Raw genomic sequence first — 18,096 nt, 5'->3', positions numbered from 1 at the left:
CTTCTCTTTATGGTTAATTTGATTTCATATGGCCAGTAAATAGCATCTTATAGTTTTTAATATATTCAGCCGGCTTTTATATGAACTAAAAGAGAAGAGTATTTCGATGATCAAAAAACTAAGTCTGATTACTATATTGTTATTTTTGTCTTCATGTGGATCTCTCCCTTTTAATATTCCACGCGACTACGTGCTTAATCCACAGTCTGGAAAAGGGGTGGCTGTTTTTTCTGTTACTGAAAATTGCCCTTCCAAAATGAGCATAAAGTATAGAAAGATAGGAGGGAGATCGGAGGAAGCTATTGCTATTAATCAGGAGAGTACTCTCCGTCCGGCACCTTTGCAGTGGGAGTTCCCTTGTGGCAGGGTGGTAATGCGAGAGCTTTCTGCAGGCGCTTATGAATTCACCTCGTTCATTTTAGTTGACCCCATTCCTGGGGTTACTTATATAAAACCAAGGAGACTACCTGAGAAGAAATTTACTATTGAGCCAGGAAAGATTACATATGCTGGTCATTTAAAGTTTACTTTCAGTGATAGCTTTGCAACGTTCTCATTAGAGGTTGAGAATCAGTGGGAGAGAGATTCTGAATACCTCCACTTACATGCTCCAAAAGTTGATAGTAGTCTAACCATGTTTCAGGTTGATCTTGAGGGGGAGGTGTTTTCTGGGAAAGCTACAGGTGTAAACATTATTTACTAAATAAATGACAGTGAATTATATGTCCCCAGATTTGGTTATTTGGACCCGCAGGATAGCCAGAGCCTGAATGCCTGTAGCTATGTGATGAATAATCCATTAGATCCTACGGGTTACGTGTATGAGGCTGGGCAGAAGCCGAATGGGCGTTCTCAGATTGAGAATGATCCTACAACTGAGAGTGGGCAGAGAACATTAAAAAACCATAAAAAGAGAAGAGGTTCCCCAATCCATAATATTGCGGCGAGTCGGATTGATCGTAGTAAAGGATAGAAAACTGATGTAGCAGGTAGTGGGGGCAGCATATCGATTTCCTCTAATCAGTCTCAGCCTGAGGGGGGGGCTGCTGCTGCCAGTTCAGATGATGATGTCAAAAGGGGCACAGCTTATCGCTGGGAGATAACCCGCTAAAGTGATAGGTTAGTGGCTAACCATGCAGTGGAGGATTATGCAAAGGCAAGCCAGGAGTGTTCTAAGTATAAAACTTATCAAGTAAGGTAATACATTTGGCGCTATTCGTCAGACAATGTTGAGCGAATAAATAATTCAATAGTTTTTTATGAGACCGTTATTGTGGCATTTCCTACAGGGCGAGGGTTTTACAATATATAACCCAGGGGATATAGATATATTGACGTCTACACAATATCATGATCGTAGAGGGGGAAGTAAAAGTCTTCGTGCCTGGACAACGACAACAAGAATGAATAGAGCGGATTGCTATTTATGAACCTTAATAGGCTGTTATTACCTGGCTATTGGTTGGTCATATTTTTACTTGTTGTACTGATTGATTTAACGAATGTCATAGCTTATGTATATTTACTTTTTTTTAATTCAGAGAATCAAAAGCTAATCAGCTCAATTCAGATGGGCTTTAAAGTTGGATTTATAGTTATTGCTTATCATTTGTATGTTTTTATTAAGCGGAAGATCTTGACAGATTTTGATAAAAAGCAATGACACCTTAATCTTGGATACCCATAGATTAGAGAGGTACGAGCCGTGTTGTTGGTACCAGCTTCTGAGGGTAGAGATGTAGCTATTTGGCTTGATGAAGGAGCAGAAAAGTTTTCATTAATCAGAATGTAACTTATCTTTATTTCAACGATGAAGGGGAAGATATGATCTTCCTATATGGAAAGCGCACAGCTGCAGAAGAGATTTTCAATACCCCTGAGAGCGGTGTTTCTGGTTTCGTAAGTGGTGGACTTGGTTCTATAGTACGAATTCAACCTTAAATTGATTCCTATTAGGATGAAACCAAATCAAGGTCGTACTAGATAGCTTTACAGCTCAGAGGTGGTGTGGTCTCAATCGGGATCGTTCTCCCCGCTAATGGTACGATGGTGTCATTTAGCGGCAGTCGGGCCGGATCCATTCCATCGACTACTGCTACAGCGCCTGGAGTAATTTTACCAGCGAGGCTCACTAGCATGCAGTTACGACAAGAGGTACCGCCAGGAAAGCCGCAGCCTGACCACCGGTATCAATGGCCAAAGTGGTGGGCGGCAGTTACACAGCCAAGATAACCTTAGTAAACGTAATGGCATAGTCACTGAACACTATTGTGACACCGGTATTGATGCGTATTGCAGGATAGAGGCAGAGGAGGGTAGCGTTACCACCGCGCTCTATGTCGACAACTACTAAGAAATTACTACTAGCAGTTCGACCAATGAACGCACCACTCACGGCGGCTACCTGGTAGTTGCTCGTGAAAACGAAGTCATTGAACAGAGCATTCTGTTAAAAGATCGACTGAGCAGCATTATCATTATTGTTGATGCCAACTGACAGGCCGGGGATAGAAATTTGCAAAGCAGTTCTGTCTTAGGTCAGAGTAGGGGCTACCTGAGGTTGCGAGCCTTAGGTAACCGATCAGGGCTTCACCGGCCATTCTTACCTGAATAACTAAAAAAACTGATTTGAATACGTAGCAAGGTGTACGATTATCGTATTGGCCGTTTCTTTTCACCGGACCTGATTATTTTGAATCCGAAGGATGGCGAGAGCTTGAATGGTTGCAGCTATGTGATGAATAATCCGTTGGTGGTATTGATCCTATGGGTTGCTTGCCCTAAAGCTATGAGGCAGGAACGAAGCTGAATGGGCGCTCTAGGAGTGGGGATGATCCTGCAACCGGGAGTGGCCAGAAGGCGTTAAAGGATAAGAAAAAGAGAGGAGGTCCCCTGAACCATAATACTGTGACAAGTCGGATTGATCGCATTTAAGGATAGAGTGCTCCTTTATCGGGCAGTGTGGGTAGCTATTGGGTGCCGATGGAATGGTTGAGTAAGAACGCCTGCTAGTGTTGGGGGTAATAGTCGCAACGGGCGGAGTATTGAATGCATCAGCGGCCCCTCATCAATATTGTGATTTTTAAACAGGGTTTCCTGGGAGGGCGCTTCGCGGCTCGACTGCGATCAAAGCACCATTGCCTGGTTCTCTGAGCTAAGTTTTGTATGCGTTTGGTCATCCTGATATAAGCTGATTTGCTGAAAAATTATTCAGGAATGGAGAATGAAGGTGGGTATAAAATAGGTTTTGTATGAAAATAAATAATTTTAGATTGATTATATGTATATGGTTGCTCTTTCAACTCAGTGGCTGTATTACCCCAGTAAAACCTATTGTTGATGGCCAGAATAACAGCCTGGATCTTGATGAAGGTTTTCTTTTGGTTGCGATAGATACCAATTTTAATCTAGACAAGATCAAAATAAAGGGAGCTAAGCATTTTTTACTCTCCAGAGAGAATCTTCATTCGGGTAGTAATTATATTCTATTTAAAGCTCCGGCTGGTGAATACAGGTTTGATAAAATTTTTCTGGGTTATGCTTTTTCTTACGATTTGGATGAGGAATATTGGTCTTTTCAGATTAACCCAGGTGTTATTAGCTATGTTGGTCATTTGGCAGTCGATCAAAGTCTTTTCCAGTTCCGAGCTCGCATAGAACTTGAAAACCGCTCCACCGAAGCGCTAGAGTTTCTCGAGGAGAGTTTTCCAGAACTTATAAAAATTAAAAACATCCAGTATGCTGGACCAGGAAAAGATGATTTCTTTGAAATTGTCGCGCAAACACAAGGGGAGTAGTAAATTATGAGGGTGTGCTTGCTTCTATTGGTATTCCTAATCGGATTTTCTTCTGTCAATGTTGCAGAAACTTTGCCTGCAAATTTGTTTTTTCGCAACCCTGAAGTGCTTTCCTTAAAGCTAGGGCCTGATGCGCGGTACCTTCTGGGGCATATGAATAAAACAAAAAATTATTTGGCATTGGTGGATACAAAGGGAAATGAAGAATATCCAATATTGCTATTTGATACCGGTCAGCTAGTCCTTAATGACTATTATTGGGTTGATGAGTCAACAGTATATTTTAAATATTTTAATAAGATCATAAAGGAGTCGAAGCATGGATTTGTTTATTTTGATTTTTCAGGTGTAAAGCCCGACTTTAATATTTTATATATTAAAGAAAGGGGTGCGCTGGTTGACCCTCTGGTAAAACAAAGGAATAAACTGCTTTTCTCCAAGAAAATGGGTGATTATTATCAAGTACATATTGTATCAACTCAGCAGCTTGTGCATGGAAAGTTATCTAAAGCTACATTGTTTAAGAAGTCTCTAAAAAACGTAATTAACTATTCGTGGGATGCAGCTAGCAATGCTTTGATAGCTACAACTCTAGAGGATGACTTAATAATAGTGTGGCATCTTCCAGAAGGAGAAAAGAAATGGGAACAACTATACTCTTCTACTAACTTGTCTGAAACGTTTCGGCCGGTGGGTTATTTTGATGAGGAGGTGTTGGCTGTATTAAGTAATGCAACCTCGGATAAGGTATCCCTTTACAAGTATAACATCAAGGACAAAGAATTTTCAGATGTACTATATCAGCATCCAAAATATGATCTGGTCAATGCCTTATTTGATCTAGAAAATAACTTGTCATCAGTATCATTTTTTGACCATGGAAGACTGGTGACCGAATATTTTGAGTCTGCATACAAGGATTTACAAGGTAAGTTTCATAAGGCACTTCCTGGAAAGCAAGTTGCAATTATTGATAGGAGTCCGGAACACAATAAAAGCTTAGCTTATGTGTTTGCCTCCGATGATCCAGGATCTTACTATCTGTTTGATACTGAAAATTTGGAAGCTAGACATCTTTATCAGTTGTATCCGGAATTCGATGGTAAGGACTTGGCTCCTTCTTTTTCATTAGCATCGCGCTCAAGTGATGGTGAAATAATAGAATCTATCATCACGCCCCCAAAACATAGTAATGGTGTTTTATTGGTGTACCCTCATGGGGGGCCAATTGGTGTTCGAGAATATCAATTTTATAATCCAGAAGTTCAGTTTCTTGCTAACCGCGGTTATACAGTTCTTCAAGTAAATTTCCGTGGATCTATTGGTTTTGGGAAAAAATTCAATAAAGAAGCCGTTGGTCAGTGGGGAAGGTTGATCGAGGATGACGTTATGTCTGCTGTTGCGAAGGCTAAGCAGGAATATAGTTTTCAGAATACCTGCACTATTGGCACAAGTTACGGCGGTTATTCTTCGATGATGTTGGCGATCAAACAGCCTGAAGAGTATGACTGTGTTATTTCTATGTATGGTGTTTATGATCTGCCTTTACTTTTTAATGCCAGTAACTTGAAAATGCAGGAAGGTTATCTGGAGTCAGTTTCCAGAACTGTTGGAGAAATGGATGAATCCCTAGCGAGGAACTCACCATTTCGCCTAGCTAATCATATAAGTGTTCCTACTTTGATTATTGCGGGTAAAGAAGACGATATATCAGGTTTTGAACAAGCCAATAGAATGCGGTATTTAATGCAGAAATTGAAATCTGACATTGAGTTTATTCCCTACAATGGCGTAGGACATGGGCATTCTAATTGGAACGGCGAATATCACCAATATGCCTATATTGATGATTTTCTTCGCAGGAAACTCTCTATTAAAGCTAAAGGCGAGAAAGCCGCGAACATTCTAGCAGATGATTTATTGTTTTTAAGTAATTCATACCGCCAGGGCGCCTGGACATATCCAGATAGTAATAAGGCCTTGGTTTATCTTAATAAATCGGCTCAGCTAGGGCATGATGAGTCTCAGTATAGACTTGGGGATCATTATTTGAATGCTAAGCTAGATTCTAAAAAAGCCAATTATTGGTTTCAAGAATCGGCTGGGCAAGGAAACGGGAAGGCAGCTTATGCTTTAGCGAAGCTTTATGGTGAGGGAATTATCTCAGGAAAAACTAAGGCGGAAATTTATGAGCTATTTGAGAAGGCAGAAGCATTAGGCTCGCATCTGGCCTACTTGGATGTAGCCAAATATCAGTGCTTCGGGAAGGGGGTAAAAAAGAATCTAGACGCCTGTATTGAAAAAATATTTTCAGAGAAGGATTTGAGTAATAAAAACCTATCTAGAAATCAGCTTGAACGTCTAGAAGAAGAATTCTGGAGCAAGAAGATAGAAATTATGGCAGAGGTTATTGATAGGGTTTCTTTTTCAAAAGGTCAGCTTGAAAGGGTCGGTCAATACTACAAGAGTATCGGCTTTGAACAACTATATCCAGAGCTTGCATCAATTGAGTTTGGTGAATTTTATGGAGAAAAATATCCATACACCCTAAAGAAGTCTACGAATCGCATTCCAATTCGAAAGAGTATGCGTTTCGGTGTTAATTATACCCTTAGGTCGAGTTCAAAAGATGATCAAAATACATATGCTGTTGCTCGGATAAAATGGACTACTCCCAATTTGTCTACACCAGTCGGTGAGATAACTAACTCGACTCAAAGCATGTCCTTTCCTAAGCTAAACCGAAAATCGGGGTATTATTATGTATTGGATTATGATTACGAGATGGTTGAGGGGGAGTGGATAATCGAGGGGTTTAATATTGATGGAAAGAAATTGTTTGAAAAAACTTTTCAAACTTATTTTCCTGAACTCTAAGATGTCCCGCCCGATACGCGTTTATAGAAGGGGAGGGTGTTCGGAACTCTGTGTCAGCCAAATAGCATTACAGGCTGACAATTCAGGATGCCCATAAATTGAAGGAGAGGTGCTAGCTGAGACGCTGGCGCCGTCTTAACGACTTTTCTTCTTTGATTGGAAAATTGCGAGCGGTATTGTTAGTTCCAACTCTAGCGACTATTTCTTTCTGGTTTAGTGTTAAGGTGTAGTGAAAGACTGAGAAAATCTACTAGGGGTTGGATAATCGTGGTTTGGATACAAGCCCTGAGGAAAAGTAGCGATAGATTGGGTGGTAATTAGCAGGATGCTGCAGATAGGAAGCGACGACAGTCACCTATACCGTGTACCCAGCGTTTATTGAGCTGGATACAGGCTTGCTGTACTGTCTCCACTGATCCCACTAAACCTTTCAAGCAACTTTCAAAGTTTTGTTTAGGTATAGCCAGTGTTTTGGTGAGATGCCTAGTCGTTTGAGGATGGATGGGCATGAATTCAGGACACTCAAAGTTTAGAGAGAAGTGCGAGCCGTGTTCAGGCTGTAGGAAAACTCTTAAAGGTTAGCTTTTTTGTTAAGATGGAGGTCTTGATGTGGAGATTATCCATATGCCCAATTTCAGATATTACGATTACAACCAAAATGTAATGGTCGTCATTAATTTCGAAGGACAACTACAGCCTGAAACCTTCGAGCTTACACTTCATCACCTGATTGATGACCATATTGCCCTCTCTGTCTTCCATAAAAAATATTTAAATTATAGCGGCGGGTGAGCCGTGTATAATCCGGGTATTCCACTGAAAATCATATTGTTTTCTTACTCAAAAAGCATTACCTCAGGCCGTTAAATCCAATGGCAAAGTGAGAACAATACCCTCTTCAAAGCACTGTCATGCGATGCCGTTCCGCACTTTACTAGTGTTACGAATTTCGTAAGCAGTTATCCTGATGTGATTGACTCAGTATTTGAGCAAGTGTTACTGGTCTGCGATCAGCAGGGGCTGCTTGGCAACGAACTTTTCACAATAGATAGATGCAAGATGCCATCCAATACAGCAAAGAACATTCGGGGACTTCTAAAGAGCTGAAAAAGAAGCAGGAAAATTCGCAAGAAGATCAAACATTGCCTCAAAGAGGGTAAGAGGTTCGATGGCAGGAAACCTAAAGAATAAGACCGAAAGCAAGCGGTAGCTAAAGCGGTGGATACTCTACAGAAAAACTTCGATAAAATTGATCAGTTCTTAAAGAATCACTCCTCAGGGTGGGGCAGGGTAAAAACCCTACAGAAGTAAAAAGTAATATCACGTACAATAGGTCAGCTAAGATGACTACCAGAATGGGAACCATCCAGGGCTATAACGGTGTTGCCGCAGTTGATTGGAAGCATCAGATAGTCGTTGAGGCACAGGCCATTGTTGAGGTGCAAGAACATCATACACCGAAGCCTATTCTCGATGGCATCAGTTGTCATTATCAGCGTGTAGGAATCGATGAAGACATATTGGCCAAGTAGGCCATCATTACTGTTGATACTGGATTCTCCAACGGTGCTAACTACAGCTACCTGCGAGAAAACGGTATTAATACCTACATCCCTGACAATAAATTACGTTCATGTGATAAAGCTTTTGCTAAGCAAAAAGCCAAGTATGGCATGCGCAAACAAAAACGCAGGGATAATGTCCAGCAGACTATCCCAGCTAGTGAGTTTAAATTCAATAAGAAAAAGAAAGCCTGCATCTGTCCGGCAGAAAAATCCATGTTCTTGTTAAAAGAAGAGCATGTCGATGAAGGTAAGAAAAAGCTATTGTTCAAAGGGCGCTTCACTGACTGCAGGGAATGCAGTCTTAAAAAACAATGTATGCGAATATTGGGACAAGCGGACGTGCAGCCACCGACTGGATAAAAAAGTGGGTTGATAGTATCGAGGGCAAGACCATTTATGGGCATCGAATGTCTATTGCCGAGTCAATGTTTGGGAACACTGGTACCAATAAGCGATTGAATCGCTTCTCGGCACGAAGAAAAAGTAAGGTTCAGGGGTAATGGCAGATGTTCTACTTGGTACAGAACATTGAAAAGTTGATGGGATATTGCAGTATCCACTGATTGAGTATAAATTAAGGACAAAATTCTAGTTGGGGGAACCTGAAGAGTGACAGCTTCTTCTAAAACTATTTTTCTACAGCCTCGTTGTTGATGGGTAGGATCAAAAGCTAACCAGCACCCTCTGCTATCACCAAGCGTGCCGATTGTTGTGAGAATCTAGGAATTAGTTCTGATAGGTTTATGGTGGTAATGCAGACCTGCAGCTTATTTCATGTTCTAGTTTCGATCACTTATCTTTGAGTTTTCTAATATTTTTCTGGTTCGCCTAACACTTATGTTTCATTTTATAGACTCATATGTGGGAATGTTTACTGGGAGAGTAAGATTTTAAAAATAGGTTCGCTTATTTTGATGGTTGAATAAAAAATAGCTAAAACTCCACTTCCGTAAAGTATAGATGCAAGTTTATAATGGCGCGAGAATAAAAATAGCTAAAGCCATGTGGATCAGTTGGTTTTAGGTAAGTTGTTTTATTTCTTCACGACTCTTACCACTAGGTAAGGATATCCTAAGTTAAGATGGTAAATATAGGTTAATATGAAAAAGTCACTCTTCAGCATTTTACTCCCTTTCTTGGCGTCGGGTGTTCACGCTACAACTTATGACCAGGTATTGGCTGAGTATAATGGCGGTGTTCTTGGTAGTGTAAATAATTGTGGAGTTAACTTTTCTGTTGCTCCTCAATATTTGCGGGGAGCTGGCTCTGTACAGATGTTGGAGCCAGGCGAATATTTCTATGGGATTTCCGCACTGGGTGAGGCTGGAGTCGTTTCAGTACTAAAGAATGGTGACGTATTTTATAGTCCTGATGGATTAAATATGGCAGGCGGTGGTGATACTGTATCATTAGGTAATGTAGGGAGCTATGATGATTTTTCTGAAAAACCATATGTTGTAGAAGTTGAAGGTGAAGAAAAGGTAATAATCCAAAAAAGAAGCTCTTATGGTGGTACAAGTATTGATGTTTTTGACTCATCTGGCATCGTGTTCTCTTTCAGTCATGGCGGTTTGAAATTTATCGGTTCTGTTAATGGTAAAATCATTACTCAGACGACTGAAGGAGATATCTATTCACTAGAGTCTATTGAAGATATTATAAGCTGGTCTGGGGCAGAGTTTATTGAGAATTCATCAAAGACTGTTGAGGTTGTGACATCATATAACGGTGGGTTGTTAACAATGGCAGATGGGGGGCTGTACTATTCCCCAGATGCGAATTATTTATTGACAGGGTCTGCAGTTGAAAATTTGCACTCTGAGGATAATGGAAACATTTCTCAGGTAATAGTTGTTTCTGAGGAGCCTACCTATATTCCTATTGCAAATTCTGATATAACATTTTTTATTCCGGTTGAAAATGATCATATCGTATATTCAACTTTTGATGGCGCTATAATCATGGATGGCGAAACTACATTAAGCCCCATTGATACTGAAAGCCTAAAGAGCAGCTTGCAGCAAAATACAATTATAGATGCTTTTGAAATCGATAAAACCGTTGACATGTTAAATTATCGAAAGGGCGAAGAGTATGGTTCTGGGTATTTTATTGCAGAAAATGTAGTTAATGAAACGTCAGGTATTGTACTCGGGCTTAATGGGAGACCTGCTACAGTTGAACTTTTTGATAAAGGTTGGAGTGGTTTTGAGTATAAATGGAGATATCAGGGAGAGGTGACTGGAACATTCTCGCATATATATGATGGCTCATTTATTGGTGAGAATGAAATGAGGGTTGAGGCAAATAATTCATGTGCGATTGTTGCCGCTGTGACATATGAGAATTTAACACCCTATGAATTTTCAATTGGTATGAGTGGAATATATGGCCTGCCTGAGGGTAATAGCGAATTTCCGTTGATTATAGGTGATGCAGGATCTGATACCCAATGGCCAATGTTAAATGCATTTTTCGCTTCCTGTAAAATGATATCAAAGATAGAATTATTTGGTAAAAGTATAGATTCAGATAAGTTGGAGAGCTATGGTTGTCCCACAGGGTATACGATTCCTGTGTTTAACCCTGATGCAGGCCAGCACTTTAAGTTTATCGATGGAGAGCTTGTCTGGAGTACCCTTTGATATTTGAGTTTGTCGGGTACAAAGAGTGACATTAGCTGTATTTGATGGAACGTTATAAGTTCCTTTTCTGTACTCCTATATGTGTGTGGGGTTGCTTTGTAAGCGCCCCACTATCTAGGGGTAAGTTCCTTGTGGCTTTAAAGGGGGGGTATCTGATTTTTTGCTTGCTTTGTTTTTTGTGTTAAAAATTAGATTTTAAATTTAATAACTTCCTTAGGTCTTATTAAGAGGGTTTATTTTTTCTTGATCAGTCTGTCGGTTGTAGTGGTCAACTATTTCAACTCTCTTTAGCAACTCTCTCTCTCTCCTTTAGGACACCCATAAATTGAGGGGGAGGTGCTAGCTGAGCCGCAGGCGCGTTCTTAATGACTTTTTCTTCTTTGATTGATACTAAGACGCACTGAAAGGATCAAGAGTTAGGTTTGGGGAAGCCAAGAGGAATGAAAGTAGCTAGGGAAGGGGAAAATACTCAGTAGGGTGCTGCAGAAAGGTAAAGCCGGCAATCACGGATGCCGTGTACCCAACGTTTATGGAGCTGGATACAAGCCTGCAGTATGGACTCTGCTGATCCAACCAAGCTTTTAAAGCGATTTTCAAAATAGCGATTGAGATAAAGCCAGTGTTTTGGTGGTATACCCAGTCGTTCGAGTATGGGAGGGGCGTTCTCAGAAATAGCGCTGCGCTTTCTGGGATCTAAATGTTGACCACTCCAATCCACTAGCGCTAAATAGTGATCCAGCCGAAAGGGCAGTCCTTTCGGCATACTCAGTCGCTCATCGCCTACAAGTGGCAGTAGCTCCTTGGGCTGTTTGCCTGAGGTGGCTGCATGAATACGTCGTTGAATCGAGGTATGATCAGAACTTTCTGGTGTTTTTGCCATTTTGGCTCGGATAGGATTAAGATCGACATACGCCATGCAGGCGGCGAGGGCTCTCTCATCAAGCAAAGCTTGGGACTTAAAGCGTCCTTCCCAGAAGCGACCTGTGCAGTTATCTTCCGCATTGGCTTTGCGAGCGATAGGTTCATTTAAGCAGCGCATAAACCAGCTGATATCCATCAATCTCTCTCTCCAGAGAGCGACAAGCTCTTTGAGCTTTTCCATCTCACTGTGATCAAGGGTGTGGCCCTGAATATAGCGTTGGGCCAGTATGGATGTACTGAAAAGCTCCTGCCAGCGATGAATGACTTCAGTATCGGGCCAAGTTTTTGCTGTATTTGAGTCAATATAGAGAACAATATGGTAGTGATTACTCATTACCGCATAGGCTGCGATATCAATAGCAAAAATGCCAGCCAGCTTTTGTATTCTGGCCTCTATCCAGTGGCGCCGGTGCTCATAGTTCTTTCCTGACTGGGTATCTTTCCCACAAAGAAATGCCCTGCGTACACAGCGAGAAACACAATGATAGTAAGGTGTTGTTTCAAGAGAGATCTGTGAGCATCGGGGCAAGGTCATGGTATCAAATTTTAACTGTTTTTATATACAGTATGCTGGCGAGGTTTCCATACCGTGTCAATAGAGAAGACGTTTAAACCTTTTTCTTTGGTGGGTGTCCAGAATGGTGGCATTCCAGAATGGTGGCATTCTTTGGTGGGCATCCAGAATGGTGGCAGAAAGGTATGGCATTGGTGGGTGTCCAGAATGGTACAGAATTGTAAAAGTGGTAGGACACCCTCCAAAAAGAGAGCCTCTTATGGCACTGATATCCTCGAGGATTGTGCGAGCTTAGTGTTTATCTATAAGCGCTTGTTATAAATATAGCATGGGTATAGCCCTTTCTCGTTCTATACTATTGATAGTGATTTCCCTATTGGGAAGAGCCTGCAATGAATAAAGCAAAACCTTTTCGTAAGCTTGGGGCTCAGGAAGCACTCTTTGTAGAGTTGACTGAAAAGTCAAACGGTGCAGTCCAGCTGGCTGTCTTCTTCAGGGCACGTAGGTCTTTGGGAGTCGAAGAATTAATAAAGGGAATGGAATACCTCCATAACCTGCATCCCATGCTCCATTCTCGAGTAGAAAAAAATCATCATGCTTATTGGTTCTGCGACGTAGAATTTGAAGCTATTCCTATAGAAATCAAGCGTGATGCATTGCCTTTAAATTATCAGGAAGAGTTCAAACGTTTAGGGGCTAAAATTCTTGAGCTGGAAAAGTATGTTTATCGTTTTACGGTCTATGTGAATGAGCATGGAGATGTGGAGTGGGTTGCTTTTATGGTAAGCCATGCTGCCATGGATGGACGTTCATTATTACTCTTGGTCAGAGATTTGGACCGGTACCTGAGAGGTGATTCAGGAGATAGGCCCTCTGCTTCGATAATGCAAAAATCGGTGGTGGATTATGTTAGCTCCATAAAGCATCTTAAAACAATACAACCGGTGGCTAGTGACGATAATAATGCTTGTTCAAAGTGGCCTGTAGAGCAAGCAGCAAATGCTTCCCTTCGAAAGGGATGTTCTATTTATCGGGTCCTCCCCAAAAGGTATTGTGACCAATTGTACCTACTTTCAAAACATGAGAATGTTCAAATTACCTCTATTTATAACGCTATTGCTATTATTGCTTCCCGGTCATTGCCAGGTTTTCGCCCCGTAACGGAGTTACTGCTGCCTATAAATGCGCAATTCTTGTGTAAACACCAGATAGATCGGGATGTTATAGGGGAGTGCACAACTATCTTAACTATATCCTTATCATCAGATGAAACCAGCCTCGACTTGTTAAGTCTCGCGCATTTAATTCAAAAAAAAGTCTATTTACAGTTGAGAAATGGGCACTTCTTTGAGTCTCCGCTTGTGCCCGATTACAGCCTCGTAGAGATCGAACGTTTAGCTCAAGAATCTAGCACTGAAAAAGATTACTTCCCTTCTGGGATTTGTGTATCCAATGTTGGGGATATAAGTGAGTATACGGGCCCTTTGACGTTCTTTGACTTTGGTGTGGTTATGACCGTTCAAACACATGGAGAACACCCCATAATGCTAGTGACTTGCACAATAGATGGAGAAGGGGTGTTTGTTTTCGGATATTGTGAACCATTGGTTAGCAAAGAGAGTGCTTTAAGGTACATAGAAAAATATATGAAGACATTAAGAGAGTTTTCTGAGAGCAATGGTCCTTATACAAGTTAACGGTCTACTGGGCATAACTAGAGTTTAATGAATTAGGTGCTGGTGCAATTTCTATACTCAGGCGAGCGGTTACGGATCCTTAGCTTCCACGGCCCGTTTTGAAATGGCTCAGAATTACCAAAGTTGGGAAAGTGGTGTGACACTGGCAGATACCTCCCCCCCAATTCAGAGCTATAGCGCAACAAGCCATTCTTGCGTGATGATGCAGATAGGGTTGGATATATACCTTATGGAGAAATAACTGGATACTGGGTGGAGGTTAACATGGCCTGGAGGAAAGGAAGTACCGACAATCGCTTGCGCTGCATACCTGCTGCGCAGGGCTGAGAGCAGGATTGGCACTCTTGAGCTAAAAGTGGTCAAAACTCAGTTTTCGTATTAGGACTGCCATATCTTGTGAGGCTGGGAAGCTGACGCCAGTTGGCAGCCAATTGCCACAACAATCTCTCTGGCCAGCCCAATGGGAAATGAATCTATTGGGGGGCTAAAGTTATATAGAGTCCCGTTCTGTAAAGACCCGCCTGAGGCATGAGTTAAAGCATCATTACTGCGCCTCAGGTAGGTTTGCCCCCTATTTGCTGAAGGTAGTGACACTTTGCCATCTGCTTATCAAAATCATTCCCTGGGTGTTGGGCTAGCTCTTATCGGCGGAGTGTTGATGGGCTGTGTCGGTATTGCCGGTAAGCTTGGTGCTGGCGCGGGCCTCAGTCCCTTTATGCTATTGACTGCACAGGTCGTATTACTTGCTCCATTGTCGGGTATGTTTCTCCTGATGCGGCAAGGGTTGGCGGGAATAAAGCCCGTGAATCCGCAAATCCTTGTTCTTCGCTCTATATCGGGTTTTGTCTATTTCGCTGCTTTCTACTGGGCACTGAAGGGAATACCAATCGCGGATGCGTTGGTACTTGAAAGCACGAATCCATTCTTCGCTATGTTGATGGCAAAGGTGTTTCTTGGCCACCGGGTTAGTACCGCCACAATCTTTTTAGCGATATTGGCATTCTTTGGCGTATGCCTAATTTTGATCCAGCATAGTGTTCAGGGCATTTTCAATCCCTACTCACTGCTTGCCTTGCTGGCGGGAGTGGCGCGTGCCGCAGGCAGTATCACAACGGGTGTTGCAGGTCGGACTGAACCGCCTGAGCGCATTATGTTCTATTTCTCTGTTGGGATGTTGGTCTTTAGTCTGTCTATTGTGTCCTGGGAGGGCGCGAAGGTGGAGACATCGTCTCTATGGATTCTTGCGATTCCTGCACTGCTGTTTGTCCCCCAGAACCTAGCCTACACAATCGCTAACCGTGTCGCACCTGCTTACTTGGTGGGAGCACTGTTTTACAGTGCGATCCTCGTTGGTGTGTTAGCCGATCGATTTATCTTCGGCACGGAATTCGGTATCCGTGGTGTGATAGGCATGGGTATAACGGTTGCCGCTGGGCTCGGGTTGGCCTGGCTGCGGGCGAAAGAGCTTAAATAATAGTCAGACTTTAAGCGTTCCGGTGTTGCAAGTACCTAAGCTCAGGGTTGATCTCAGTCCTTTGGGGGATTAGCTAAGAAGACTCTTAAGTATTCGGCGAGGAATCTATCCTTGATATCGGCTGTCATAACACATGTGAATCTATATGAGTTACCTTATTAAGAGAAGATAATGTTAAATGTTACAAAGCGTTGGTTCTTATCCCTGATATTATCTACAACTAGCTGTTCCTTTAGAAAATAAAATACTGGAGATTCCTTAACTCTCGTGTTTAAAATGTGTTCGGCAGAAGGCAGCACTTGCTGTGCTGTTTTCGGCAATTCTACAGAATTTATAAAGTGACTCTTAAAGTTTCGGTTAGTTTATAGCCAGTATTCCGACGAAAAGGTACTCATTTGAGTATAAGAGGGTGGTGCAAGTTAAGCTGGGGTAAGGTATGGCTTGTTTGAACTAAATTAGATGGTGAGTTTATATCGGGGTAAGTAAGGTGTAGTCAGTAGGATGACCTACGGCTTAAGTTAAGATAATATTACCATTACATAAAATTATCTAGGCTAGTGTATTTCATTTATATACAATATGTGAAATTTTATAGGGATATTACTGAAATGAGAGTTCTGGCACTAGCCTTTCTTGCGATTACTTTTTCTGGCTGTACATCAAATAGTGTTTCATTTTCTGGCTGCACATCATATGAGCAGTGCCCCAAAATGATATATTCACTTAAGGCATCGGATGAGTCTCGTGAAGCCGCAAAACAAAAAGGAGAGCCTGTCCCTTTATTTTCAACTCCTCCTATCTATCCATTACAGGCTGTAGAGGAAAAGATAGAGGGGTTTGTTGTTGTTGAATTTAATGTAGATGTAGATGGTCAAGTTACAGATCCGAAGGTGGTGAATTCCAATCCTGCTGGGGTTTTTGATGAGTCAGCATTGGCAGCTGTAATGCATACTAGGTATGAGCCATTAGATCAGAAATATTATGGGTATGGCATGAAGTATAATTTTGACTATCCATTCGAAAGTGATCATATAGTATGTCGAACTGATAAAGTATTGGGTAGCAGGATAAAAAAAGCCAAAGTTTGTGTTGATAGGAGAAAAACCAATCCCCTTATTGACCGGATACGTAGCGGGACGCACCACTGATATTACCTAATATTAAAGACAGGATTCGAGATTTGGTTAATTTGGGGCTAAGGAGCCTCTGGTCGTGAATTTCTGCCTTTACTAATATTGGATTGGTGGCTTTCGGGTATCGGTAGTTAATCTCATAGCCGAGGTTTTATGATTGCGTACCCTGTAGCTGGCAGCATTGTTTTTGTGCTAGCTGGCTTGCGGGGTTCTTTTATGACATTTGGCATGATAATAGGTGGTTGTCCACTTTTTGATGTTGCGTAGCTGATCTTTACTAATAGAACACCCCCTTTTTAAGTTGATGCTATGGCGGAGAAAGCTAATTTCTTATGCAAGCTATTTACACCGATAAAGACACCTAAGAGCTATGTTCAGCAATACTTAAAAGGTTATGGTTGCGTATCCACACTGGTCGTATATATCTTCGGTAAAAACAGCCAATCTGAACTAAGCAATTGTTTGAGTAAGCTCTATGATTTGGTTGCATTGACTTCTGCACCACATTCAAAACCCTATTATCTAGAGAAAATTACGGAACTTCAAAACGAATTGGTGGGTAGTCACGGAAGGAAGGAGCTCTATAAGAGATTAGAAAAGGCTGATATCCCTATTTATATTCATTTTGACAAGGTATCTGTATATTTTATAGTCAATCATGATTACTTTTCCGGTTATACCGGGCTGCTTTTCTCTAAGTATGCTAATTTTTTATTGAAGAAAGATAAGATTAAGTCAAATGAATATCTCCTAATCATAAGGCGCCTATATAACGGTAATGACCAATATTCATATTTTGATAGAGTCGTTGGTCTGGGTAAAGCTATCTTCTTAGGGATTGGTTTAATATTAAGTAATAAGAAGGAGGGTAGGGCTAACCCATTTTTTTTGAAGGAAGGAGGGGATGTATATGGAGAGCTGGATGATATCGTGTTGGTTTCAGCTAAAGTTGAGTCTGATGAGATATCTTTTGAGAACATTTTAACAACCCTGATAGATTCCTTTACTTGTATCTTTGATCGGCATAGGGCAAATATACTAATAACTCAGGAGTTCATTCACGGTATTCCCAAACAGGGAGGGAATTTGCGTGGAATAGGCAATACGGCTTCTGGTTTCTATTTTTCACTGAAAGGCTTGGATGATTTTGCCAGACATCAAATTTTTCTGTTAAAAAAATATCATATTGCATATTATGCAGTGGTACTACTTGATATGTTAAAGGTAGAGAAGAAACTTAATTCAAATATTAGCGAAGACTTTATCTTTAGTTACCTGCCAGCAAGAGAAGATGGTTGTATAGCAACCTATTCGATCACACGGGATGCTCTGGTTTTTGCAATTAGCAAATCTGTTGATGGTTATCACATTGATGTTACTGTAAATAAGGCTATTTTCTCACTTGAGACTGTCCTTTTTTTCCTAAAGCAGATTTCGGCTGAGGTCGAATTGCTTGAAATTTAAACTTAATCA

The 18,096-nt window shown here is 41.3% G+C and carries 12 protein-coding genes; 11 read left to right on the top strand and 1 reads right to left on the bottom strand.

Annotated elements, in window-relative coordinates:
• The first annotated feature begins 106 nt into the window (after positions 1-106).
• The 7 genes from ACJJIE_RS06455 to ACJJIE_RS06425 all read left to right on the top strand — a co-directional run bounded on the left by ACJJIE_RS06455 (position 107) and on the right by ACJJIE_RS06425 (position 10,884).
• Positions 107-703 (top strand): hypothetical protein, encoded by a 597-nt coding sequence (locus ACJJIE_RS06455; protein ID WP_282932934.1) that lies wholly within the window; start codon positions 107-109, stop codon positions 701-703.
• Between the two features lie 2,548 nt (positions 704-3,251).
• Positions 3,252-3,797, top strand: a complete 546-nt coding sequence (locus ACJJIE_RS06450) for a hypothetical protein (RefSeq protein ID WP_444893995.1) — start codon at positions 3,252-3,254, stop codon at positions 3,795-3,797.
• An 18-nt stretch (positions 3,798-3,815) separates the two neighbouring features.
• Positions 3,816-6,674: a DUF3859 domain-containing protein gene (locus tag ACJJIE_RS06445; protein WP_444893994.1), complete on the top strand. Its 2,859-nt coding sequence runs from the start codon at positions 3,816-3,818 to the stop codon at positions 6,672-6,674.
• Between the two features lie 624 nt (positions 6,675-7,298).
• The gene (locus ACJJIE_RS06440; protein ID WP_444893993.1) at positions 7,299-7,466 is read left to right on the top strand and encodes a hypothetical protein; all 168 of its coding nucleotides are present in this window, start codon (positions 7,299-7,301) and stop codon (positions 7,464-7,466) included.
• Positions 7,467-8,017: 551 nt separating this feature from the next.
• Positions 8,018-8,206, top strand: a complete 189-nt coding sequence (locus tag ACJJIE_RS06435) for a hypothetical protein (RefSeq protein WP_444893992.1) — start codon at positions 8,018-8,020, stop codon at positions 8,204-8,206.
• A 141-nt stretch (positions 8,207-8,347) separates the two neighbouring features.
• A complete protein-coding gene (locus ACJJIE_RS06430; RefSeq protein WP_444893991.1) occupies positions 8,348-8,599 on the top strand; it encodes a transposase in 252 nt (83 codons plus the stop codon).
• Between the two features lie 740 nt (positions 8,600-9,339).
• Positions 9,340-10,884 (top strand): hypothetical protein, encoded by a 1,545-nt coding sequence (locus tag ACJJIE_RS06425; protein ID WP_282932927.1) that lies wholly within the window; start codon positions 9,340-9,342, stop codon positions 10,882-10,884.
• A gap of 469 nt (positions 10,885-11,353) precedes the next feature.
• Here the strand turns inward: ACJJIE_RS06425 and ACJJIE_RS06420 are convergent, their stop codons facing one another.
• A complete protein-coding gene (locus ACJJIE_RS06420) occupies positions 11,354-12,340 on the bottom strand; it encodes a transposase (RefSeq protein ID WP_444893990.1) in 987 nt (328 codons plus the stop codon).
• Positions 12,341-12,711: 371 nt separating this feature from the next.
• On the opposite strand from ACJJIE_RS06420, the gene ACJJIE_RS06415 reads away from it, so the two are divergent.
• From ACJJIE_RS06415 to ACJJIE_RS06400, 4 genes are all read left to right on the top strand, one after another.
• A complete protein-coding gene (locus ACJJIE_RS06415; RefSeq protein WP_444893989.1) occupies positions 12,712-14,016 on the top strand; it encodes a hypothetical protein in 1,305 nt (434 codons plus the stop codon).
• A gap of 595 nt (positions 14,017-14,611) precedes the next feature.
• Positions 14,612-15,490, top strand: a complete 879-nt coding sequence (locus ACJJIE_RS06410; protein ID WP_444893988.1) for a DMT family transporter — start codon at positions 14,612-14,614, stop codon at positions 15,488-15,490.
• Positions 15,491-16,098: 608 nt separating this feature from the next.
• A complete protein-coding gene (locus ACJJIE_RS06405; RefSeq protein WP_444893987.1) occupies positions 16,099-16,638 on the top strand; it encodes an energy transducer TonB in 540 nt (179 codons plus the stop codon).
• Between the two features lie 294 nt (positions 16,639-16,932).
• Entirely contained in the window at positions 16,933-18,087 is a 1,155-nt protein-coding gene (locus tag ACJJIE_RS06400; protein WP_282932920.1) for a hypothetical protein, read from the top strand.
• Positions 18,088-18,096 lie beyond the last annotated feature (9 nt).

The sequence above is a fragment of the Microbulbifer maximicatervae (SeqCode) genome (genome assembly GCF_052467325.1).
Note: the sequence above shows the minus strand (reverse complement) of the source record. Positions and strands in the feature narration are given on the sequence as shown.

What these genes read in the sequence shown, in the direction of transcription:
- ACJJIE_RS06455 (WP_282932934.1), top strand. Translation starts at nt 107, where the DNA reads ATGATCAAAAAACTAAGTCTGATTACTATATTGTTATTTTTGTCTTCA.
- ACJJIE_RS06450 (WP_444893995.1), top strand. Translation starts at nt 3,252, where the DNA reads ATGAAAATAAATAATTTTAGATTGATTATATGTATATGGTTGCTCTTT.
- ACJJIE_RS06440 (WP_444893993.1), top strand. Translation starts at nt 7,299, where the DNA reads ATGCCCAATTTCAGATATTACGATTACAACCAAAATGTAATGGTCGTC.
- ACJJIE_RS06435 (WP_444893992.1), top strand. Translation starts at nt 8,018, where the DNA reads ATGACTACCAGAATGGGAACCATCCAGGGCTATAACGGTGTTGCCGCA.
- ACJJIE_RS06430 (WP_444893991.1), top strand. Translation starts at nt 8,348, where the DNA reads ATGCGCAAACAAAAACGCAGGGATAATGTCCAGCAGACTATCCCAGCT.
- ACJJIE_RS06425 (WP_282932927.1), top strand. Translation starts at nt 9,340, where the DNA reads ATGAAAAAGTCACTCTTCAGCATTTTACTCCCTTTCTTGGCGTCGGGT.
- ACJJIE_RS06420 (WP_444893990.1), bottom strand. Translation starts at nt 12,340, where the DNA reads ATGACCTTGCCCCGATGCTCACAGATCTCTCTTGAAACAACACCTTAC.
- ACJJIE_RS06415 (WP_444893989.1), top strand. Translation starts at nt 12,712, where the DNA reads ATGAATAAAGCAAAACCTTTTCGTAAGCTTGGGGCTCAGGAAGCACTC.
- ACJJIE_RS06405 (WP_444893987.1), top strand. Translation starts at nt 16,099, where the DNA reads ATGAGAGTTCTGGCACTAGCCTTTCTTGCGATTACTTTTTCTGGCTGT.
- ACJJIE_RS06400 (WP_282932920.1), top strand. Translation starts at nt 16,933, where the DNA reads ATGGCGGAGAAAGCTAATTTCTTATGCAAGCTATTTACACCGATAAAG.